Origin of the sequence: Cyclobacterium xiamenense (assembly GCF_900109255.1) — a bacterium.
Lineage (GTDB): Bacteria > Bacteroidota > Bacteroidia > Cytophagales > Cyclobacteriaceae > Cyclobacterium > Cyclobacterium xiamenense.
The window spans coordinates 51,559-73,945 of the sequence record NZ_FNZH01000003.1; the positions used below are offsets into that span (position 1 = coordinate 51,559).

The 22,387-nt window shown below is 49.0% G+C and carries 20 protein-coding genes and 1 riboswitch; of the genes, 6 read left to right on the forward strand and 14 right to left on the reverse strand.

From position 1 onward, the window contains the following. Window positions 1-65 precede the first annotated feature (65 nt). The 9 genes from BMW71_RS09690 to BMW71_RS09735 form a co-directional block, all read right to left on the reverse strand. Window positions 66-1,319 (reverse strand): amidohydrolase/deacetylase family metallohydrolase, encoded by a 1,254-nt coding sequence (locus BMW71_RS09690; protein WP_092172947.1) that lies wholly within the window; start codon window positions 1,317-1,319, stop codon window positions 66-68. 3 nt (window positions 1,320-1,322) lie between these two features. Beyond that, complete coding sequence (locus tag BMW71_RS09695) at window positions 1,323-2,546, reverse strand: aminotransferase class V-fold PLP-dependent enzyme (RefSeq protein WP_092172950.1); 1,224 nt, start codon at window positions 2,544-2,546, stop codon at window positions 1,323-1,325. A 56-nt stretch (window positions 2,547-2,602) separates the two neighbouring features. Then, window positions 2,603-3,094: a RidA family protein gene (locus BMW71_RS09700; RefSeq protein WP_394333693.1), complete on the reverse strand. Its 492-nt coding sequence runs from the start codon at window positions 3,092-3,094 to the stop codon at window positions 2,603-2,605. Window positions 3,095-3,193: 99 nt separating this feature from the next. Continuing rightward, window positions 3,194-4,444 (reverse strand): amidohydrolase/deacetylase family metallohydrolase, encoded by a 1,251-nt coding sequence (locus BMW71_RS09705; protein WP_092172956.1) that lies wholly within the window; start codon window positions 4,442-4,444, stop codon window positions 3,194-3,196. Between the two features lie 3 nt (window positions 4,445-4,447). Continuing rightward, window positions 4,448-5,197 carry a carbohydrate-binding family 9-like protein gene (locus BMW71_RS09710; protein ID WP_244891138.1) on the reverse strand — a complete coding sequence of 250 codons (750 nt, stop codon included), beginning with the start codon at window positions 5,195-5,197 and terminating at the stop codon, window positions 4,448-4,450. Window positions 5,198-5,236: 39 nt separating this feature from the next. Then, window positions 5,237-7,006 carry a PQQ-dependent sugar dehydrogenase gene (locus BMW71_RS09715; RefSeq protein WP_092172959.1) on the reverse strand — a complete coding sequence of 590 codons (1,770 nt, stop codon included), beginning with the start codon at window positions 7,004-7,006 and terminating at the stop codon, window positions 5,237-5,239. 394 nt (window positions 7,007-7,400) lie between these two features. Further along, window positions 7,401-8,288, reverse strand: coding sequence for a MerR family transcriptional regulator (locus tag BMW71_RS09725; RefSeq protein WP_092172965.1), 888 nt, complete (start codon window positions 8,286-8,288; stop codon window positions 7,401-7,403). Continuing rightward, a complete protein-coding gene (locus BMW71_RS09730; protein ID WP_092174768.1) occupies window positions 8,285-8,731 on the reverse strand; it encodes a sterol desaturase family protein in 447 nt (148 codons plus the stop codon). Before BMW71_RS09730 ends, BMW71_RS09725 begins: the two co-directional genes overlap by 4 nt. A gap of 39 nt (window positions 8,732-8,770) precedes the next feature. After that, window positions 8,771-9,475 carry a carotenoid biosynthesis protein gene (locus BMW71_RS09735; RefSeq protein WP_244891139.1) on the reverse strand — a complete coding sequence of 235 codons (705 nt, stop codon included), beginning with the start codon at window positions 9,473-9,475 and terminating at the stop codon, window positions 8,771-8,773. Between the two features lie 95 nt (window positions 9,476-9,570). Here BMW71_RS09735 and BMW71_RS09740 point away from each other — a divergent pair, with 95 nt between their 5' ends. Beyond that, the gene (locus BMW71_RS09740; RefSeq protein ID WP_092172968.1) at window positions 9,571-9,876 is read left to right on the forward strand and encodes a DUF4286 family protein; all 306 of its coding nucleotides are present in this window, start codon (window positions 9,571-9,573) and stop codon (window positions 9,874-9,876) included. 11 nt (window positions 9,877-9,887) lie between these two features. Here BMW71_RS09740 and BMW71_RS09745 read toward each other — a convergent pair whose 3' ends face one another. From BMW71_RS09745 to BMW71_RS09755, 3 genes are all read right to left on the reverse strand, one after another. Beyond that, on the reverse strand, window positions 9,888-10,394 hold the full coding sequence (locus BMW71_RS09745; RefSeq protein WP_092172971.1) for a hypothetical protein: 507 nt from the start codon (window positions 10,392-10,394) through the stop codon (window positions 9,888-9,890). A gap of 157 nt (window positions 10,395-10,551) precedes the next feature. Then, window positions 10,552-13,104 carry a M14 family metallopeptidase gene (locus BMW71_RS09750; protein ID WP_092172974.1) on the reverse strand — a complete coding sequence of 851 codons (2,553 nt, stop codon included), beginning with the start codon at window positions 13,102-13,104 and terminating at the stop codon, window positions 10,552-10,554. A 78-nt stretch (window positions 13,105-13,182) separates the two neighbouring features. Next, the gene (locus tag BMW71_RS09755) at window positions 13,183-14,082 is read right to left on the reverse strand and encodes a TIGR01777 family oxidoreductase (protein ID WP_092172977.1); all 900 of its coding nucleotides are present in this window, start codon (window positions 14,080-14,082) and stop codon (window positions 13,183-13,185) included. Between the two features lie 213 nt (window positions 14,083-14,295). Further along, window positions 14,296-14,396: riboswitch (Fluoride riboswitch) on the forward strand. A gap of 57 nt (window positions 14,397-14,453) precedes the next feature. Between BMW71_RS09755 and BMW71_RS09765 the strand changes: the two genes are divergently transcribed. The 3 genes from BMW71_RS09765 (at window position 14,454) to BMW71_RS09780 (ending at window position 18,060) form a co-directional block, all read left to right on the forward strand. Continuing rightward, window positions 14,454-15,752: a voltage-gated chloride channel family protein gene (locus tag BMW71_RS09765; protein WP_092172983.1), complete on the forward strand. Its 1,299-nt coding sequence runs from the start codon at window positions 14,454-14,456 to the stop codon at window positions 15,750-15,752. A 142-nt stretch (window positions 15,753-15,894) separates the two neighbouring features. Beyond that, window positions 15,895-16,131 carry an acyl carrier protein gene (locus BMW71_RS09770; RefSeq protein WP_092172986.1) on the forward strand — a complete coding sequence of 79 codons (237 nt, stop codon included), beginning with the start codon at window positions 15,895-15,897 and terminating at the stop codon, window positions 16,129-16,131. Between the two features lie 459 nt (window positions 16,132-16,590). Beyond that, complete coding sequence (locus BMW71_RS09780; protein WP_092172992.1) at window positions 16,591-18,060, forward strand: Gfo/Idh/MocA family protein; 1,470 nt, start codon at window positions 16,591-16,593, stop codon at window positions 18,058-18,060. Between the two features lie 53 nt (window positions 18,061-18,113). On the opposite strand, the gene BMW71_RS09785 is transcribed toward BMW71_RS09780, so the two are convergent. Next, window positions 18,114-18,566, reverse strand: coding sequence for a GNAT family N-acetyltransferase (locus BMW71_RS09785; RefSeq protein ID WP_244891140.1), 453 nt, complete (start codon window positions 18,564-18,566; stop codon window positions 18,114-18,116). Window positions 18,567-18,663: 97 nt separating this feature from the next. Between BMW71_RS09785 and BMW71_RS09790 the strand changes: the two genes are divergently transcribed. Next, window positions 18,664-19,785: a Gfo/Idh/MocA family protein gene (locus tag BMW71_RS09790; RefSeq protein WP_092172995.1), complete on the forward strand. Its 1,122-nt coding sequence runs from the start codon at window positions 18,664-18,666 to the stop codon at window positions 19,783-19,785. Window positions 19,786-19,861: 76 nt separating this feature from the next. Here the strand turns inward: BMW71_RS09790 and BMW71_RS09795 are convergent, their stop codons facing one another. Beyond that, window positions 19,862-21,103, reverse strand: a complete 1,242-nt coding sequence (locus BMW71_RS09795) for a polysaccharide deacetylase family protein (protein ID WP_092172998.1) — start codon at window positions 21,101-21,103, stop codon at window positions 19,862-19,864. 181 nt (window positions 21,104-21,284) lie between these two features. Here BMW71_RS09795 and BMW71_RS09800 point away from each other — a divergent pair, with 181 nt between their 5' ends. Further along, the gene (locus BMW71_RS09800; RefSeq protein WP_092173001.1) at window positions 21,285-22,325 is read left to right on the forward strand and encodes a quinone-dependent dihydroorotate dehydrogenase; all 1,041 of its coding nucleotides are present in this window, start codon (window positions 21,285-21,287) and stop codon (window positions 22,323-22,325) included. Window positions 22,326-22,387: the final 62 nt, after the last annotated feature.

A 22,387-nucleotide genomic window follows, 5' to 3' on the forward strand; every position in this document is an offset into this window, starting at 1 on the left:
TTTCCCATAAAAAAAGCTTTCCCATCTACCGGGAAAGCTTTTTAAAAAGACAAGCAAAAACGCGTCTACTGGATCAGGTCTTGTGCAGCCCGTCCATTAAAGTCATACACCACCTGGCCTCCTTTGATGGTCATTTCGCATTCCAGTCGCTGATTCGTTGCCAATTTCTGTCCGGTACGGTCCCAGACGCCAAATTCACCTTCCCGAATGTGTAGCAAGGCAATGTCCGCAATGGCGCCTTCCGAAAGGTGACCCAGTTCGGTCCGCTTGATTACTTTGGCAGGTTCCCAGGTACTTGCTTCAATTACATGGGGTAATTCCATGCCCATGGCCATAAATGTGGTCATGACGTTTAGCATATCTTTCATCGCGGCATTCATACTGCCGGTATGAAGATCCGTACTAATCGTATTGGGATAGAGCCCGGCAGCAAGGGCAGGAATGGCTTGTTTGAACTCAAAGCTGGCTCCACCGTATCCTACGTCGAAAACGATGCCTCTTTTCTGTGCCTCCAGTACAAAGGGTTCGAATTGGCGCGTTTCCCGGTTCACTACCGTCTCCCGCGAGCCATTTAATTCGGCATAGGTGTGGGTATAGATATCGCCCGGTCTCAATCGTTCGAAAAAGAGTTCACGAATGGAAAGCGGTTCAAATTGGGTAGAACCGCCGAAGTCCACAATCACGGGTATGTCGGCAATCCTTCCCGCTTCCACGGCCCGGTCAATAGGGATCCAATCCCGGCTTCCGTAATGAGCGACTTTAAAGCCAACCACGTGTTGTCGGTTTTGTTGGGCTACCATGGCACTTAGCTTGGCATCCATGTCCCCGGTATTTTGTTCCCAGGCGCCGCCCCGCATTCCTTCCCCCACGATGTTCATGAAAGCAAGCACCCGGGTTTTGCTGGGTTCAATGATGTTCTTTTTAAAGGTGTCGAAGTTTTTCCATCCGGGTCCTCCGCAATCGACGATGGTGGTGACGCCGACGCGAAAGGTAAATCCATCCGGTGGTACCGCAAGCAGCCCATCACTCAGGTAGTGGTTGGGCTGGGTGCCGTGAAAAACGTGGCCATGCATGTCGATCAGTCCGGGGGTAACCACCAAACCTTCAGCCGGGATCACTTTTTTGGCATCCTTTGCCGGTATGGACGCGGCCACTTTGGCTACTTTTCCATCCGTGATGGCGACGTCCATCAGGCCATCAACGTTGTTTTTCGGATCGATTAATCGGCCTCCTTTGATAAGAAGGTCATACGTTTGGGCGGAAACCAGGCTACTGATAAGCATCAATATCAGCAGCATGCCAGGGATTCTTACTTTCATGGGTTACACTTTAGCGATTTGTAATTCTTCGGCAATTCGTTTTGCCACAATTTTTTCCTCTTTGGGTCGGAGCATAAACACGGTCATGCTAATCGCATGATCGCCTCCACTAATTACTTCAATGGATGGTTGCCCCATCCGAAGTTTTTCCTGCATTTGTTCCCGGGTAAGCTTTATCGTAGCGGGGTCCCAGGAAATTTTTAGGTAGGGCGTATGGTTGGCAATGGGAGGAACAGAAACTTCGGTGGTAACGCCACTGATTTTTTCTACTTCCGCGGCTACATAAGCCACTTTGTCTTCCCATTCCTTCCACTCTTTCGCATGGTCTTTTTTGACGTATTCGTCCAGTGCGACGTACATCCCGAGAATTTCTTCTTTGTTTACTTTCATTCCACGGCCGATGGTGCCTCCACGAGGGGGAGCACTTAGCCGGGCGGCCTCAATGAGGTCTTTTCTGCCCATCAGTATGCCGGCGCTTTGGGGACCCTTGATGGCCTTTCCACCCGAAATACAGACCAGGTCAAATCCCATGTCGTTGTACTTCCAGAGGTTTTCGACAGGAGGCACATCGGCAGCCATGTCAATCATGGTCGGAATTCCGTGTTTTTTTCCGAGTGCAACCCACTCTTCGTGGGTTATTTTACCGGCCGGGGCCTGGTAATTCAAAAACCACAGCATTGCCGTTTTGTCGTTAACTGCACGGTCCACGTCGGCGGCCGTCTCTACCTCTACCACCGAAACTCCGGTGTTGGTAATCGCATGTACGTACCCCACGTTATGGGATTTTTGAACGATGACTTCGGACTTCATCCCCTCCAGGTTGGGAAGCTGTCGGATCTTATCCCGATCTTTTCCCGTCAAAACTCCGGCGGTTCCCAAAACCATGGCCGACCAGCAGCCAGCCGTGACGGTAGCAGCCTCTGCGTGGCAGATGGCGGCGATCTTTTCTCCTACTTTATCCTGAACCTCGTCCAGCATGATGTAGTGGTCGGAAGAGAAATTAATCGCTTCCATGACTTCTTTGGGCATCAGAGAAGCGGTCATTGCGGTATAGGTCCCGGCTGCATTAATAAAGCTACGGAGGCCGAGTTCCTTGACCAGATCTCGTTTTGGGGCCGCAGAGGTTTCCGCAGCCAGCGCACCGGATAGCGGGATTCCACTACCCATTACTCCTCCAATCAAGGGAAGTGTTCCCAGTCTTTTTAATAATTTTCTTCTACTTAACATTTGCTTTGTCTTTTTATACGATCAGGGCCGGTAAATGGCAGGCCCTGCTGAAGGCCTTAGTCTTCTATTTCTACAATCATTTCAATTTCCACCGCAATATTATTGGGTAGGGAACCCATGCCAACCGCGGAGCGGGCATGTTTTCCTTTCTCTCCAAAAACCTCCACCATAAAGTCCGAAAACCCGTTCATGACGCGGGGCTGTTGGGTAAAATCCGTACTTGCATTTACCATACCGAGGACTTTTACAATGCGTTTTACTTTATTCAAATCCCCAATTTCGGCTTTCAAGGTAGAAAGCAGGGCAATGCCCGTGAGGCGTGCCGCTTCCTGGCCTTCCGTTATGGTCAGCTCAGTACCTACTTTTCCCTGTACGCTGGTGCCATCGCCCCGGCTAGGACCGTGTCCGGAGAGAAACACCAAATTGCCGGTACGGACAGCTCGGACAAAGTTGGCCGTTGGAGGGGCAGGTTCCCTAAGGGTGATGCCCATGGCTTTCAATTTTTGCTCCGGGTCTTGTTGGGAATAGCCCATCACGGAGAGGGTCATAAGTCCCAGTAATAGCATGTAGTGTAGTGGTTTTTGCATGATACTAGTTATTTAAGTGTTGGCGTTCGTGAAAAGGGTGGTTAGCTTTAGTTCAGTACCTCAGTCGTTCCAGGCTTTGCTCCCTAGCCCATTAAGGTCCCAGACAATGGCCCCTGCCCGTAAGGTCAGTTCTGCTTCGAGCTTCTGCGTCCCGGTGGCAGCAGCTCCCGAGGAATCCAGGAATCCATACGCTCCGGTGTGAAGGGAAAAGACAGCAATATCGGCCTCAGCACCTTCGGAGAGGTGGCCCAGTTCTTCCCGTTGGATGACCTGCGCAGGTTTCCAGGTAGAGGCAGCAATGGCCTCTTGGAGGCTCATTCCCAAGTTCATCATTTTGGATACCACATTTAGCATATCTTTCATGCCGCCATTCATACTTCCGGTATGCAGATCTGTGCTGATGGTGTTGGGCCAAAATCCCTGCTGCGTCGCTGGCACGGCGATGTCGTAGTAAAAGGAGCCACCACCATGCCCTACATCAAAGATCAATCCCTTTTCCCGAGCTTCTTTCCAATGCGGGCGGACGGTGCCATTTTCATCCAAAACCGCTTCTTTCGGCCCATGTCCGGAGTAATTGCGCCCATACATGTGTGTGAGTATATCGCCCGGTTGGAGGATTTCCAGAAATAACGTGGATAAAGGCAGTGCGGGGTCGGCTCCGCCCAGGTCTACCATGACTGGAATACCTGCGGACCTGCCGGCTTCTGCGGCTTTGTGATAGGGAGCCCATTCGTGTCCCCTGAAGTGGGCGATTTTCACACCGATTATTTCTGGAAATTGGCGGGCTACCATCGCGGTCATCTTTGGATCCATGTCGCTTTGGTCCTGTTCGTTGGGGACCACCCCGCTCATGCCATCTCCCACGATATTGATAAAGGCGAGGACTCTTGTTCGGGATCGATCGATTACCTGTTCCTTAAACGTGCGGAAATTCTTCCATCCCGCTCCACCTGCATCTGCCACCGTGGTCACTCCGGCCCGGAAGGTAAACCCGTCGGGAGGAAGTGCGGAATAACTATTGCTCAGGTAGCGGTGAGGAACCGTTCCAAAGAAGTGGTGGCCATGAATGTCTATCAAACCCGGACTGACAATCATGCCTGTGGCATCGATCGTTTTCTTTGCTGCGCTGGCATCGATATCTTTTGCTACTCGGGCGATTTTTTTGTCTTTGATGGCGATGTCTAACACTTCATCCCGCTGATTTTTCGGGTCAATTACATGGCCATTTCTGATCAAAATATCAAACTCCTGCGCCTGGAGAACCAACAGGCTGCAGAGAAAAATCGCGAAAGATAGTGGGAATCTCTTCATGGCTTATTCAAAGATAAGGTTTCCAAAATAGTGCGGCAGGTGAAAATCCGGCCGGTGATTGATGACTTCGTTCCAGGTGAAGTAGTGCGGATTACTGGTTTTGCTGCCTGTTTTGTAAAAATTGGCTTTCCAGCGCACACCGGGCCCTGGCGGCGTGATGTCACGGTAGGACTTGAGAATTTTTAGCGGCAGTTTGAATTCGATGTACCAGGTGACAGGTTCCTGGATTTCCGGGTCGATCTTTCCCGAGAGCGAATGCGCGATTTCGATCTTTTCGATCTTCTCTGCATCCACGACCTCGTACTCCTTTCGGGGAGCAGTCACGTAATGAAACAGCGGTACGCCCGAGCAGTTAATTTCCAGGTTAAAGTACTCGAGGGGGGCATTGCTGTCCGGCGCGAAGAAAAATTCTACGCAGGAATCCGTCGAAACCGGACCGTTGATTTCCTCCACCAGGCAGCGAACGTACTGGTCTTCCACCTTAAATATCCCGTAAATATGACGTTTGTCGTAGCGTAATTTTACCTGGGTGGTCGGAGTGAACGGCGGGTTTTCACCCATATGCAAGGCAATTTCCGCTGCCGGTACTTCTTGCCAAACTTCTTTTTCCCAATTTCCGTCAATGGGAATCGGTTTTTTGACAGGTTTAACGAGGTATTCGGAAGGAGCGGGTCCGGGTTGGAACATGGGTTTTGGATTGGGATTTTGAATGGGAGCAAAAGCCAATAGAAACAGGAAGTATATCGGGTTCATCGTGTCATGAAATTAAGTAATAGAAGCTTCCAACACAAATTATTTTAATTCTCTGCGAACCTGGGCTACCTCAGTGGCAGAAATACTTGAGGCATTGTTGCCAAAGCTTTTTCGAATATAGGTTAGTACGCCTGCCACTTCTGCATCACTCAAAAAGGAATGGGCCGGCATAATGCCGTTATAGGCCACTCCATTTACCTCGATTTGGCCTTCCAGACCATTTAGAAGCAATTCGATTAACTTTCGCTTATTATCACCGCGGTTTCCGGTTACCCAATCCGTTTCGGACAGGGGTGGGAAGCGGGTTCCATCACCCTTCCCGTTTGCCTGATGGCAGGTAGCACAGTAGATATTATACGTTTGGGCACCGGTTTCCAACAGCCCTTTTTCAAGATTGTCCAATTCTTCGTCGGGGTCTTTGATATTGGTTCTGGTTTTTTTCCGCTCTTCCAGCTTCGCTAGCGCAGCGTCTCCAAATTCCGACTTGTCTCCGGAATAGACGATTCTCCAGACCTTTCCCTGCACGCTTTCGGTAACGTACAAAGAGCCGTCGGGGCCCATGGAAATCCCCATTGGCCGGGCTGCTGCATCACCGGTATTGACGATCGTGTCCAATTGGGCGAACCCATCGGCAAAGACCTCCCATGGCCCGGAGGGTTTTCCATCTTCGAAGGGCACAAACCCCACAAAATACCCTCCCTGCGGGTAGGGACCGCGGATGGTACTGCCGTGAAAGGCAACAAAGGCGCCGTTTTTGTACCTTTCCGGAAACTGATCGCCCCGGTAAAAGTACAGGTCATTTGGCGCAAAATGGCCGGGGAAACCCACCAGGGGCCATTCCACATTTTCGGCTCCCGTGTCTTTTTCTTTGTCACCACCGTATTCGGGATTCAGTAATTTTTTTTCGCGCATGTGGTCGTAGTAATAGTACGGCCAGCCGCCATCGGTACCGTCTTCCACTTTGAAAAACTCCTCGGATGGAAGCAGGGCCGACTCCCAACGGGAATACATTTCCGGCCAAGTCCGGTGTAAGTTATCCCTGCCGTGCTGAACGACATACAAACTATTTTCTTCCTTATTCCAATCCATGGCCACTACACTACGTATCCCCGTCGCGTACCGGTATCCGTCCTGCTGGGTTTGGTTCGGTTTGTTCGCATCGAACCGCCAGATACCTCCGTGCCATTCCAGCTGTGGACAAGGCTCCATGCCGGGGGCGCCGGGTCGACGATTAAACTCCTGGCAGACGTCTCCGGGAGAGCCAAACGGAACGTACATGTTTCCCTCTCCATCAAAAGCAATGGGTTTAGCGATGTGTTCGTAGCCATGCTCGGCATTTTTATAATCGTCTTTCATGATCAACTCTACCTCTCCCGTAGGCACCAATTTTTCCGGGTCTAGGCGGGTGCGGTACACCTCACCCGCGGTACTGAAGTACAGGTATCCATTGTAAATTTCCATCCCGGTTCCGTAATTGCCGGTATCCGGGTAGTCGCCAAACGTTTCTATCACATCGGCTTTTCCATTGGCATCGGTGTCCCGAAGCGCCACGATGCCCTGCCCCTGCTCGTTTGGTACCCGAAGCTTTACGTAGATGTCTCCATTGTCGTTTACCGTCAGGTGCCGTGCCCGCCCAATGCTATCGACAACCACCAGAGCTTCAAAACCATCCGGAAGGAAAAGGCCACCGTTATCCGGGTCGCCTTTGGGGAGGCTGCTGCCCGGATCGCAAGCGCTGCTGATAACAAATAGCGTCCAAAGGAGTACGCATGGACTTGAAAGTTTTTTGAAATTCACTGTTCCTTTCATTGTGATCAAATCAAATGAGGTACGATTGTTTATGTTTTGGTGTGACGCTAGAAAACCACACGCAGCGAAACCAACCGCGATGGGTTGGACGCTTGCCTTCGGGGCCTTTCTTCCTGCCGGGATGCCTCGTGTCGTATTTATTCCAGCCCTTTTCCGTGGCGATCAGCCCAGGAATCGGAGCCTGGTTTATTCCGGGTGAATGTGATTTCAGGAGAGTAAGTTAAGTGGAATTCGTAAAATTTACATTAATTTAGTACGCAATCCTGTAAAAAAATTACGTAAGTGGATGGAACCTGCCAGAAATGGCAAGTAGATCGCAACGATCGCATGGAGTACATGCTCGCGGCACCGACGTGATTGCCAGATAAATATTCCTCTTGTTAGAAAACGGGCATCAAGCCACGTGTGTCAGAGATAGCAAGTATTCTTTGATATCCTTTAAATAATGCATCACGTGTACATTAGCCGGTATTTCCAGGTCCTGCCCGATAATTTGGTATCCGGAAACCAGAATTTCTGATTCCTGAAATTTCTTCGATAGGTAGTCCAGGTAGTCCTGCACCTGCGGGCCGGAAGGTGACGTGGTAATGACGGTCACGAGGTAGTCCGGTTTATGGACGGAATAAACGCTATTCAAATCCTCTCTAGGTGTGTTTTGTCCCAGGTAGATCACTTTATGACCGCTTGATTTTAAGAGGTAACAGGAAAAGAGCAAGGAGATTTCATGGAGCTCTCCTTCCGGAAGGAAGAGGAGAAATTTTTTTCCTCCCCCTGTATACAACTGTCCGTCAATGGCAACAATAAGTTTTTGCCTGACCAGGTTGCTGATAAAGTGTTCCTGCCCAGGATGAATGCTTCCGGTTTGCCACAAAACACCAATTTTCGATAAAAAAGGATAGATGATATTTAGCATGGACATTTCGAAGCCAATTTTCAAAATGTTTGTGGAGATGATCTTTTCAAATCGGTCTTCGTCCAATTCCACCATGGCGATAATCAGAGAATGAATCTGATCGTCGTAGGCAAAGGACCGATCGGTGAGTTTGAGGACTTCTGTCTTCATGTCCTCAAAATTCATCTTCGCAATTTTGCTTATTTTGAAGCCATTGTCGTTCAACAAAGCCACATTAAGAATGAGCTTCAGGTCCTCGTCGTCGTAAAACCGAATATTGGTCTCGGTCCGTTTGGGTTTGAGAAGGTTGTAGCGTTGCTCCCAAATACGCAAGGTATGCGCCTTGATCCCCGACAGCTGTTCCAGGTCCTTTATGGAATAATTACTCATTTCGATCTTTCTTTAAAGTATTTAAACGGAACAATAAACAATCCGAACGCAACCGAACCGTCCCGTTCCCGGGTAGCGTGATGCGCTTGGTGCGCTTTAAAAATCCCCGCCAGGTACCCTTTTTTTGGTTTTCTGAAGAACTTCATCCTCCGGTGTATTAGCACATCGTGTAAAAAAAAATAACTCATTCCGTACAGACTAATTCCGATGCCCATCCAAAATCGGTAATCGAGCGTTTCCACTCCCAGAAAAATCAAAATAACAGCTACGCTTCCAAAAAGCAGTGAAAACAGGTCGTTCCACTCAAAATAGCCTTTGGTGTGAACGTGATGGGTTTTGTGAATCCCCCACAATGGACCGTGCATAAGGTACTTGTGAATGAACCACCCGGATAATTCCATGGATAAAAACCCAGCCGCTATATAAAATAATGCATAGATCATCATTGAGGTAACTTTAATGCGATTAAAATGTTTTTTTTATCAAAGAATAATTGCCAGCAGGAAAAAAAACAGCAGTAAATTAAGAAACACGAAGAAGGTTAGTTTATTCTCCTTGGCAAAGGCCAGCTTTCTGTAGAGCATCTGGATCACAAAGGCGATCAAAAACCAACTTAAATAGTTAGAAATTGGTATCGTTTCTGATTCCCACTGCCAGAAATCCAATTTGATGGCCACTGGCTCCAGGTTGAAATCCATCGCCACCATCAGTGCGGCGCCGGCCAGGGCCGCTAAAAAATCGTTTCCAATGATTTGGTGCCAAACCCCGGCAGTTACGTAGACCATTAGAAACCAATTGACGCCAATCATCAGCGGGACGCCCAAAATTTTTGGACCAAGTACCGGTCCGTAAGAATATTCTCCAAAGATCAGGCCGGTGTTAACGCCAATAATTTCGGTCACCATGCCGATCGCAAAAGCACTGAACGCAAATAGCAGAAAATGCCGATTGTATCCCCCGTGGAAGGCGAGTAATAGCGCTGTAACCAGCAGCAGATGCAGGGGAGTAACCAACTGAAACAGCGGCCGGCTTACTTCCCAGTAAAGGCCACCAATACCCACCAAATGCAAAATCAATACGACAGTTTTTGCGACGGTTACCCTATTTTTCTTTAGTAAATCCGCTGCATTTTGAGGCGTGCTAGTGGTCATCGATTTCATTTTCGGTACAATTTTGGTACGATCCATTACTAATGATTTTTTTCATATTTTTGTTTCGTTTACGAAACGGATATGCAAAAACGGATCTTGCCGGGCAAATCTAATAAAAAACAAATAAATCCATGATACTGTATACGATTACGATAAATATAGACAACGAGCGGGAAGCAGAATTTGTGGAATGGATGAAGTATGAGTACCTACCACGCGTGATGCAGACCGGATTGTTTTTTGAAAAACGATTTTTCAGGCTTTTGCAGGAGGACAATGGGGATGGAATAAATTTTTCCGCTCAATTTTTTGCAGAAAGCATGGAAGACCTCGAGTTTTACCAGAAAAAATACAGTGCTACTTTGTGGGATATGTTAAAAGAAAAATTCGGGAGTCAGTTTGTCTCCTTTCGTTCTGTTCTGGAATCCGTAGATTAGCCGCCGACCAGTCAGGAACCGGTTTTTAGCAAAAGCGTTCCTTTCCGTTTGATGATCAATAGCCCAAAATAATCATTAATCAGCGTTTTGCACCTGTTTTCTGCAAATTGCGCCCGGGTAGGGCTATCGTATAGCAACGTAATTCGCAGCATGGCTTTTACAAAGCCCTCATCCGTTCCTAACTTTCGTAGCCAGCTCTTTAAGCACGCCGACCAGTCTTCCTGGTATTTTTCGAAATGGCTTTTCCCATCAAATAACAGTTCCAGTTGATTGGATCCATAGCGGAGCCGATAAATTCCAGACAGTTGTCTGTAAATAACCTGCAGGTGTGTGGCTGGAAAATTGGGCTGTTGAAGGATCTGAAGATACGTGTCGTCGTGCAATTGAAGGGGGTTAAAAAGGCAGGTGAACGAATTTTTAATTTCTTCCACCATGAATGCCATCATCTCCGCCTCCATTGCAGCTTGTGCTTGTTGCAGAATATAGTTTTTATCTAACGGGAAAAGCTTTTTGGCCATAGTTTACCTATCTGCCCGCAATTTATATAAAACTAATGGATTTTGTAAATCACGTCTACAAAAGATACGGTTCATGCCGCGGGAAAAGCCTTTAAAAATGGACATCATACAAGGAAAAGTAGAGGACGAAGCAATGATGTTACTTCGTCCTTCCGTATTACCTCGCCGAGGTACCCGTGATGGTCTGCCCAAAAAATACGGCGTTGAGAAAAAGTTTATTTGTTCCAAACCAAAAGGCCCGAAAATTTGGATTGTCAACAAATCCAATAATTCGTCCCTGTCCTTTGGCGGAAACCTGTATTACGCTTTTTTTCTTCATCAGTTCCAGGTTTTCTGGATGTATGTATCCGCTTGCCAGTGGATCATCCGTATACATCAAGGGATTGGCATAGGGGTTATCCGACGGTTTTAGAAATTGATTGCCCGACTTAAAAACACGCAGGTCCCCCGAAAGGTATCCGTATCCAAGTGGGTGGGTGGTATCCAGAGTGGTGTTAAAAATTGCTCCCCCAGTCACTCTGGCCCCCCGGTCGTTTGTCAGGGCTGCGTAGGGTTTTTGAGTCGACTCCGTCGTCTTTTCTGGTGTCAGGAACGAAAAGGCAGCCAGTTCATTGCCAGCCAGCCAGTTTAGGGCAGTCCCACGGGCGATGAGGGTTCCTCCATTTTCCAGCCATTCGTTTAGTTTTCTGACACCGGTTTTTCCAACACGGGAATAATTACCAGTTGGCATGATCAGAACGGAATACCTGTTGAGATTTGCTGAGGATAGGCTGCTTGCCGACATCAACGTGATAGGTATTTCCATTCGCTGGTCAAATAGGTGCCAAATTTCCCCTGCGTCTGCACTCCCAACCCCCTCGTCAACCAGCAAAGCGATGGACGGCTGCTTAAGTACATCGATACTTGGCGAGCCCAGGTTAATGCCGGAGGTATAACCTGTGGATAAGGCATGAATGCTGATCCCATTGGCAGAGGCTATCTCTTGCAAGTCTTCGTAAAACGCCTCATCGGAGGCGGTTGAATTGCCTTTCTCTACCAGAATGGTGCCCCGGTTGAATAGTTTGCCAAGTTGGTTTTGGAACGTTTTGTGGGTAACACGTACCTGGTATCCTTTTTCCATTAATTGGTACGTTGCTTTCGGTGCATAATAATCCTGCCATTCAAAGGCGTAGCTATACGCACCGGCCGCACCCAGTACTTTTCCCGGCTGGAAGGTTAAGCCCTCGCTTACATCCTCTACTTTTGCGAGATTTAGTATCCGACTGCTGAGCGCCATGTATTCCAGATTAAATGCCATGGGCATGTTCCAGGTGGACACATCGTAAAAAAGGCTATCCTGAAACTCCGTGCGGGTTTCAAACATGGATTTGATTAGTTTGTATTGTGGCTGATCCAGTGGCACGATGAAGGAGGTTCCCGAGGAGAAAGGTACCCCGTTTAGATTTACATCTTCTTGCAAGCTGTAGAGTTGAATATCGTGTTGCAAGAGGATATCTGCAAGGTGATACGATCGGGCATAGTCTTCATTGGCTCCAAATATATACGCCTTGTCGTCATCTTCGGCATAAGCGGATTTTGATTCGTTGTAAAAGTCCACCATGTACTGGTTGAGTTCCACCCGCATATCCCTGGCGGCCTCAAAAGAGGATAGCGCAGTCGTAAATTGGTTCCGAATAGTGAATGGGAAGCTGATCTCTCCGAAGGCATTTTCCTGGAGGTGCCCCCGGGAAGAGGCCTGCTCAAACAAAATGCCAATGGCTCCCTGAACATCGGGGTAGGTGGAACCTTTTCCATAGTAGTAATCGTCAAAACTCTCGCGCGTGTAATACAGGGACCCAATCTCGTCCAGGAACCTGGCATGGTACTGCGCGATTTTTTCGGTCAACTCAAAATTCTTTTCGGGAGTAAGTGGATTGTTTCGGCTAGGAATTCCTGGCTGAAAGAAAAATGTATTGTCAGTACCCATTTCGTGAAAATCCAGTACAATATTCGGTAGCCAGGCCTGTATTTGGCTGATTCTTCCTCTTGACTCTGGATGCTGTACCGGTAGCCAATCCCGGTTTAAATCAAACCAGTAATGATTGGTCCGGCCTCTGGGCCAGGCTTCATTCAGTTCCCGGTTCGCAGGATCACCGTTTGGATGGTAACTTTTGTGACTGTTGACCCAGGAAGCAAACCGGTTTATGCCGTCCGGATTAATGGCAGGGTCAATCAGCAGGACGATATTTTCCAGGTCTTCTTCGATCTCTCTGGCCGCTGTAAAGTGATAGGCAGACAAAAGCGAGGCATTTACTCCAGAGGGTTCGTTTCCATGAACCGAGTGTCCCATGTACATAACGACGGGCATTTGATCGGGCTTGGCCGTGCCGTTTCTTAATCCAGCCCGACTGGATTTAATTTCCTCGATTTTTTGGATATTTTCCGGGGAGGAGACCACCAGCATCAGCAAGGGCCGCTTTTCATAGGTACGTCCGTATTCAACAAGCGTTGCACGGGGCGAGCTGTTGGCGACGGTCTGGTAATAATGAACCACCTGGGAATGGTTTGCGTGCCATTCCCCGACTTCAAAACCCAGAATAGACGAAGGTTCGGGTATGGCCGGATCATAGGTAAAGGTCTCTGGAAGATAGTAGTTGAGATTTACTTCCTCCTGAGCCCAGCTGAGAGAAAAAGAAAAGAAAACAAGGATGCTTGATAAAAAGAGTTTCATGGCGATATAATTGGTTCGGGGTATTGGCGAAAATCGAATGAAAATAATGGATTTAAATAAAAATAAGAAGACCGCTTATCATTTCTTTTGAAAAAGGTCGGTTAGGGCCTGATGGAGGTCGCCATAGGTAAACTCAAATCCGGTTCCTTCCATTTTTTCGGAACTGACCCGGTTACCCCCCAGCACCATTTGTGCCATTTCTCCCAGGGCCAGTTTTAAACCAAAAGCAGGCACGCCAATGTTTAGAAATGGCTTTCCGCTGAGTCTGGCAGCCTTTCTTGTCAGCACGCTGTTTGTCACGGGCACGGGGCCAACGGCATTGTATAGCCCCGATATCCCCTGATTTTCCAGGGCATGCACAAACATTCGAGCGATATCTTTCAGATGGATCCAGCTCATGTACTGATTTCCCGAACCCAACGGAGCAGCTACCGGCGGTTTGAGAAGTTCGGCAAGTGCCCCGCCATCTTTTGCCAAAACAATACCTACACGCAAGAGCACGGTTCGGATTTTCAACTCTTGTATCTTTTCGGTGGCGGCCTCCCACTTTCGAACGACTTCGGCGAGGAAATCACGGCCGGGAGGGTCTCCTTCAAAAACCAATCTATCCCCGGTATCGAAGCCATAATACCCCACGGCACTAGAGCTGATGAATGCCTTGGGTTTGTCCCGAACTTTTTGAAGCTCCTGGAAAAGCAGATTGCTGCCATTTACACGGCTATCCAGGATTTCTTGTTTCCGGCGGTCGGTCCACCGTTTGTCGGCCACCCCTGCACCTGCGAGGTGAATAATGGCGTCTGCCCAATAGAGGGCATCCGGATCTAGTTTGCCCTCGTCCGGATCCCAAAAAAAGGATTTTTGGGAATATTTTTCGGGATTTCGGCTAAGCCATGCTACTTCCTTTCCCTTCTCCTGAAGCAATTCCGTGATGGAATTTCCTATCAAACCGGATCCGCCGGTAATCAGTATGTGTTGCATCGTTTTTTTATTCTGTAATTCAGATTACCTGAAACCATCTTCCATCAAAAAGCATTCCAGCTACGTGATTCCAGGAAAACCCTTCCCAATTTGTACCTGCGTCTCCGGGCGAGTTTACCGGACCCGGGGCCGGCGTAGGGTGTCGAGAGCTCGATCATGGAAAACGTTTGCGCAAACCTGCCTCGAATATAATTAAATTCTTTCTTTATATTTGTGGCCATGGGTGATGGGGTTCCACCCAAACTGTCGAAGTCACTGAACAGACTTCCCGTTTCAAACCGCTGTTTTTGCCAGCTGATGACTCCTGCTTCAACCATATCGCCTGCCAGTCACAGGCATCATGTATGTCCAAGGTTTACTGAGTTACTTTTATGTTGAAGAGGAATAGTCGTTTGCTGGTGCTCAAGAAATTTATATGTAAGGAATTGCTGCCGAGCCTGCAGTTTACCTTCCGCTGGTTGGTATTGTCGGTGGTGATTGGCTTGCTGGTAGGTTCGGCTTCTGCTCTTTTCCTACGACTGTTGGATTGGGCGACGGAGTACCGGGAAACCCACCGATGGCTCATCGCCTTTCTCCCATTGGGCGGTTTTTTTATTGGGTGGGTGTACCATCGGTATGGAGCCGCTGTTGTCAAAGGAAACAACCAACTATTGGAGGAATTTTACAATCCGTTGCAGGTCATTCCCTTACGCATGGCTCCACTGGTGCTCGGAGGCACGGTTTTGACACATTTTTTTGGAGGTTCTGCGGGGCGGGAGGGTACAGCCGTCCAAATGGGCGGGGCCATAGCGGATCAATTTACCAAATGGTTCAAACTCCCGGTCCCCGACAGAAGAATTGTTCTTACCGTTGGCGTTGCGGCAGGGTTTTCCTCTGTTTTTGGCACCCCATTGGCCGGCGCAATCTTTGCATTGGAATGGTTGGTGATCGGCAGGCTGAGGTACGAGGCTATCGTGCCGGCTTTTTTTGCTGCTTACCTGGCAGATTATGCCTGCACGGGGTTGTGGGGAGTTCCCCATACCCAGTACCTGATACCGCTCGTTCCGGAGGCAGATTTTGTTGCATTCCTTTGGGTGATTCCGGCAGGAATCTGTTTTGGTCTTGCAGGCAGGCTTTTCGCGAAGGCCACGCATTTCTGGTCCGGGTTGTTTACCCGGAGTATAGCGTACCCTCCGCTTCGTCCAGCAGTTGGCGGGCTGCTGATTGCTGTTTTGGTTTACCTGATGGGTACCACCAAGTACATCGGATTGGGGATTCCTACCATTGTAGAGGCTTTTTCTGAAAGTCTGCCTTGGTATGATTTTTTGGTCAAATTGATGAAAACCGCTATCACACTGGGCTCCGGATTCAAGGGAGGAGAGGTGACCCCCCTATTTTACATCGGCGCTACGCTGGGAAATGCCCTATCGACTGGCATTCCGCTGCCAGTGGCCTTACTGGCCGGAATGGGATTTGTGGGTGTCTTTTCCGGCGCGACCAACACGCCCTTGGCCTGTACCTTGATGGGGATAGAGTTGTTTGGGGCCGAATCGGGGGTATTCATTGGCCTGGCATGTGTATTGGCTTATCTTTTCAGCGGTCATTCCAGCATATACAGCTCCCAGGTAATTGGTAGCCCCAAGCAGCGTGTTGGTGCCAGCAGAAAAGGAAAATCCATCGGGCGATTTTGATGCCCATGCTTTCAGACTAAAATTGGGTTTCTCGGTGCTCTTTCCATTGTTTAAGAAATTTTAATAAAAAAACTCGGCGCTTCGCACAACAAAAACACAGGATAATTCGTCTTCAACTTAACTTAATTCCTGAATTAACATTATGAAAACGATCACGGCTATGCGCAAAGCGATCGGGGTGTTTCAGTCGTACGGCATCCCGCTGACAGGTAAAAAAAAGGCAGCGAATTTCTATAACGACCTTCGAATGGATAAAATTTTTGTATCAGGCTTGATATTCGAGTTGGAATACGAATTGAAGAAGGAATTGGAGGACGAGAAAATCGCCCGCATTCAAACCCCATCTGAATTAATTAACTCCCTGTTGCAAGCCTCCTAGGAACTCGCGGATGGTTATCCGTGTCCGCTATTGCCACTATTCGGCGATATTTTTTGCGCCCGAATAGCGCCATTCATGGCTGGTAGATGTGGTGCCGTGACAGCTGTTTTATATGTCGGAGAATCATCCGGCAGAAGATTTTTTTCGGATTTCATTGCTTGTGAAAAGGGAATTGGTTGGCTTGTGTAGTGCGCCTTGTGCGATCATTGATTTTTTGGCAGGCGGATCAACGGTGTATCTTTCTGGTAGCGTTTTTTTTAAAAAGTATCCAGGCATCATCGATGAAAAACCGAAACAAGCCTGTTGCTCGTAACATTTTCCTTGTAAACCCGTTGGCTCAACGTCCCACTTTTCCCTTGTTTTCGTGGATAATTCGGCGAATGCTGTTTGATTCCATAGGGAATTTTCTTTTATTTATGGTCAGGCGAGTTTTACCTATCAATTAAATAAACCCATAGAATGAAACAAAGAAGGGACTTTATTAAAAAATCAATTTTCGGCGCGGGTGGTTTGACAATCGGCGCAATGGGATTTAATGCCAAATCTTACGCGGCCATTATGGGCGCAAACGAGCGGTTACGCGTTGCCGTTTGTGGTGTAAATGGCCGGGGTAAAACCCATATTCGCGAATTTTCGGAACACAAGGACTCCGAAATCGTCTACCTGGTCGATCCGGATAGCCATGTATTAAACGAGCGTTTGCAGGGGCTTCGGGACGGTTCTACCCCGAGTAATCGGGCCAAGGGAGAAAAAGATGTGCGCCGGGTACTTGACAGTAAGGAAATCGATGCGATCAGTGTGGCTACTCCCAATAACTGGCATTCACTGATGGTGGTGTGGGCTGCGCAGGCAGGCAAGCATTGCTACGTCGAAAAACCTGCCAGCCACGACGTTAAGGAAGGCCGGATAGCTTTGGCGGCCGCACAGAAATACGGTATAGTGGTGCAGCATGGAACCCAACGACGGAGTAGTGATAACTGGGCCAAACAAATTGGTGAAATTAAATCGGGAAAATACGGAAAAATGAAGGTTTCCCACGGCTTTGCATGTAAGCCCAGGGCCGGGATTGGCTACAAGCCCGTCACCAATCCCCCGGAACACCTGGACTGGAACCTTTGGAAAGGACCTTCGGTAATTGATGGGTACCACGAAAATCTAGTGCATTACAACTGGCATTGGTTTTGGCAAGTCGGCAACGGAGAGTTAAACAATCAGGGGACGCATCAGCTGGACGTGGCCTATTGGGCGCTGGACGATGAGGTGGCCAATACGCATCCCACGCGCGTCATGGCCTTGGGCGGTCGTTTTAAATGGGATGATCAGGGAGAAACACCCAATACCATGTTTGCGCTTGCCGAGTTTGCAAACGGACAGTACGTTTTTTTCAACGTAAGAAACGTAAACCACGAGGGATACCAGCGGGAAGTAACCAACCGGTTTTATTTTGAGGACGGCGGAAGGCTGATGGAAGGAGGCGACTACACCTCCCACCAGGGAAGTCAACCGAGAAATGTCGATGCCAAACCCGTACAAATCACCCCCGGAGGCGCCTTTGGTAGTTTTGTGGCAGCCTGTAAAGCGAACGATCCCATGATGGCTAATGGAAATATGTACGATGCCCATTACAGCTGTACCATGGGCCATTTGATGAACATCTCATATAGATTGGGTGAGAAGGTGCCTTTCAATGCAAAAGCGGGTCGTTTTGGCGACAATCAATTGGCCTTCGAAGAATTTATGAAAATCCACGAAATAGCCCGGGACGGAATGGGTGTACCGGTAGATCAGGCGGAATACGTGGTAGGACCCTGGCTGGAATTTGATGGCGAGGCGGAGCATTTCGTCGGCGAAAGGTCGGTAGAGGCCAATCGCTTACTGTACGATCCGAGGAGAGCGGAATTTGACCTACCCTCTCCGGATTCCGTTTAAGCCGGCCTCAGCGTGCCTGTCGGGGCAGAAGGAGTCTGGTAGGGCGGCGAATTTCAGGTCGCATCAGCGGATCCATCGAGGAAAAAACAGTGTTCGTGCCTTCGCATCCCGATTTTCGGGTAGTAGCCGATTGCTTTCGGTGCCGATAAGAGGATAAGCTTGGCCAGGGGATAGGCAGCTTTGGTCTGTTGGATCAATGCTTTGCCTATTCCCTGGTTTTGGTAATCCTGATGTACTGCCAAATCCGACAAATAGGTACAAAAAGTTTTATCTGTCAGGGATCGTGCCAGGCCCACCAGCCGCCCTTCTGCCCGGGCGGTGAGCATCAGGTTGGCCTCGCGAAGCATGGTTTCCAATCTGTCCAAGTCGGCTATCGGCCGTCGCTCTCCCAGGGTGGAAGCGATGAGTAGTTCCTTAAATTCGAAAACAGATAATTTGTTTTCCTGCTGGTAAGTAATGGGTTGCACTTCTTGAATTGCCTTCCGATGGTTTATTTTATTCGTCAAAGGTAAACATAATTTTATTGTTAATTTATGGAGAAAAACCAATAACTTGCATTTACCGACTAGTAAATCCATCATTGTTAACAAAAACCTACAAACCATGAAGAGCAGAAGAAATTTTTTACAAAAACTGACCCTTTCCGCCGTTTCACTACCGCTTATTCCGCGATTTGAAACCAATTCCTTATTTGCTACGGGGAAAGACGTAAAGCGGGATACGGTATTGCGGGTGGCCATCATGGGGCTTGGGAGTTACGGCACGCGGGTAGCTGAGGCCATGCAGGATAGTAAAAAGGCAAAATTGGTGGGCGTGATCAGCGGCACTCCGTCCAAAATTACTACCTGGCAAAGCAAATACAACATACCGGCGAAAAACTGCTACAACTACGAAAATTTCGATGCCATCAAGGACAATCCGGACATTGATGCGGTCTACATCATCACGCCTAACTCCCTTCATCATCCCCAGACCTTGCGGGTGGCTGCGGCGGGAAAACACGTAATTTGCGAAAAACCCATGGCCCTCAATGCCCGGGAAGGGAGAGAAATGGTCGCTGCCTGCAAAAAAGCAGGGGTAAAACTTTTGGTCGGATACCGCATGCATTTTGAGGCGAACACGCTGGAGGTGATTCAGATGCGGGAAGCAGGAGCATTCGGCGACATCAAATTTTTTCAGGGGTTGAGTGGTTTTAAAATCGGCGACCCTACCCAATGGCGACTAAACAAAGAGCTGGCTGGTGGTGGAGCAATGATGGATATAGGCATTTACTCCGTGAACGGCGCCCGATACATGGTCGGCAAAGAGCCCATTTGGGTTACGGCCCAGGAAACCAAGACCGATCCGGTTAAATTCAAGGAGGGCGTCGACGAAACCATTTTATTTCAGTTCGGATTTCCCGAGGGCATTGTGGCCTCCTGCCTGTCCACGTACAGTATGGGCAATCTGGATCGGTTTTTTCTGAACGGCACGCAGGGTTTTGCTGAAATGCAGCCTTCCACGGGCTACGGACCTATAAAAGGGAAAACCCACAAGGGCCCCCTGGACAATCCGCACATCACCCATCAAACCGTCCAAATGGACCGCATGGCAGAAATCATTTTGGAGGGCAAAAGTGCCAAGGTACCCGTGGACGGAGAGGAAGGACTCAAAGACCTAATCATCATCGATACCATCTACAAGGCGGTGGCATCCGGGAAAAAAGAACCCATTAATCTCGGCTAATCCAGAGACTTTCCTCCTTTTTTCTAAACAGGCCATCCACCGGCTCGGAGATGCGGGGAAACGAATGCGTTTCCCGTTAGTCTACCGGCGTGAGCCGGATGGTTCGGAGATCAAGCAATGGACCCTTTTCATCCGGATTGGCAGACCGAAAGGTAAGGGTTTGGTATCCCTTGTTCAGGCGAACGGTGCCCAGCGCTTTTTGCTGAAAGGTTTCCCAGGAGCCCGATCGCTCTACCCGGCCACGCAATTGCTGTCCGGAAACCGAAAGCAGGTACTCCTTTCCGGCTTCTTCGTCGGAAACCGACCAATCCAACCAGACCTGGTAGATGGCTGTTTCGGGCACGTCCATTTCCCAGGTGACCTGATCTTTCTCGGTAAACCAGCCAAAGGCTTTCCACTCGGGCATGTATTGGATATCTGGACCGGTCCCTTTTCCCGTTTCAGCAGTAAGCTGCAGACGGCCGTATTGGTCTGATCGAACCAGGCCGGGTTGATTGATGGTATCGAGCAGTCTTTCTCGGGTGGCTTTGACATACTGGGCGATGGTTCCGATGGGAGCCACCCAAATTCCATTGGCCGGATCGTTGACATACTGTGCCAGCTCTTCCAAAAAATCCAGGCGGGTCGTTTGGGCGCCGGAAGTTCCGGTTTCGTGGCCGGCCAGAATTAGCCAATGTCCGTTTGCCGCGCTTTGCTCAATCATGGGAAGGAGGGATTCAAAATCGGTATCGTCCATTTTTACGCCGGGCAATTGCGCCAGGTCCGCATACCAGGGATCGGCGGCTGCCTCGTCCAACCATCCACGCCCCGCCAGGAATTTTTTAGAAATAAGAGGGACCAAACTCTGGGTATGCGTACCGCGTCCAATGAACTTCTGCCCGCAGGGATAAGCATATACCGAGGGCATCACTCCCAGGCGCTCATACACAGCCTGGTTTGCCCGCATCAATTCGGTTTCCATGCGGTCCAAGGTGTAATTTTCCAGGGCGCGATCCCTGGACCAGGTAAAGTTACCACTACAGGGATGAACGTAGGAATGATTTGCCATTTCGTGCCCTTGCTCCACCGCCATCTGCCAACCCGTTAAATCGGCTGTAATCGCTTCTGGAAGGACGAAAAAGGTCGCCAGCAAATCGTGCTTGTTCAAAATGGGGATGCCTGTTTTGGGGTTACTTGCCCGGGCATCGTCAAAACTTAGGCTTAACGCCATTTTTTTTCCTTCCGGCCAGGGGAAGGGGCTGTCCTGTGCCCGGACACCCGGTAGCAGGAGCAGAAAGGAAAGCAAGCAAGAGAGCAAAATTTTCGGTGAGTGAAGCATTTTCTGTCTGGGTTTATGTGCTAAAAATAGCACAATTTTCTATGAAAGCCTTGCCTCAATCGTTCAAAACCCGATTGGTTCTTGCTATTTAAGGGCCGGGTGATTCCGCTACTTTATCCTACGAATAGCGGGGGAAGTCAGAGAATTGGTTTAATTTTGGGAGCATAAAAACGAATCCGACGTGTATAAGTACAGCATCAAACCCTTTTTATTTCTCAAAGACCCGGAATCCGCCCACCATTTTACCTTTTCCTGGATCAAAAGGCTTTTTAACCTGCCAATCCTGCAACCGCTCATCAAGTCTGTCTTTGCGTACGAGCACCAAGCCTTGGAAAGAACGGTTTTTGGCTTGACGTTTCGCAATCCCATCGGCCTGGCAGCGGGATTTGACAAGGATGCCAGCCTTATCGACGAAATGTCCCTGCTTGGGTTTGGGTTTATCGAAATCGGGACCCTCACACCCCGACCCCAGGCGGGGAATCCCAAACCTCGTTTATTTCGACTTCCTCAGGACCAGGCGCTAATCAACCGAATGGGTTTCAATAATGGAGGGGTTGCTGCGGCTGTGGAGCGCCTCAAGAAGAGAAAGTCCCGGGTTTTAATCGGAGGAAATATTGGTAAAAACAAGGACACACCGAACGAGGAAGCGCTGGATGATTATTTGTACTGCCTTCATGCACTGCACCCTTACGTGGACTATTTCGTGGTAAATGTGAGTTCGCCGAATACCCCTGACCTTCGAAGGTTACAGGACAAGGAGCCGCTGGAGAAATTGTTGACCGCAATTAAAAAAGCCATGGATCGCTATCCGAAAGCCCGACCGGTCTTGCTAAAAATTGCCCCGGACCTGACAAACGGTCAATTGGACGATATCATTGCGATTGTCACCGGGACCGGAATCGACGGAGTGGTTGCCACCAATACCACCATCGACAGGGGCGGACTGAAAACCTCCGCAGAAAAGGTAGGAGAAATGGGAGCTGGCGGATTGAGCGGTAAAGTGCTTTCCGATCGGAGTACCGAAGTGATCCGCTACCTTACGAGCAAATCCGGGAATGCGTTTCCTGTGATTGGCGTGGGGGGAATTTTTACGGATGCAGACGTGCAGGAAAAGCTGGAAGCCGGCGCCAGTCTGGTACAAGTGTATACGGGCATGATTTATGAAGGACCCGCATTAGTCAAGCGATTGAAAAAGGGTCTCTCAAAAAGGCTAACAGAGTAGCGAGTCTTTTTTATTTCTATAGCATGCATTAACTTACATCCCGATTGTGGAGGAAAGGAATT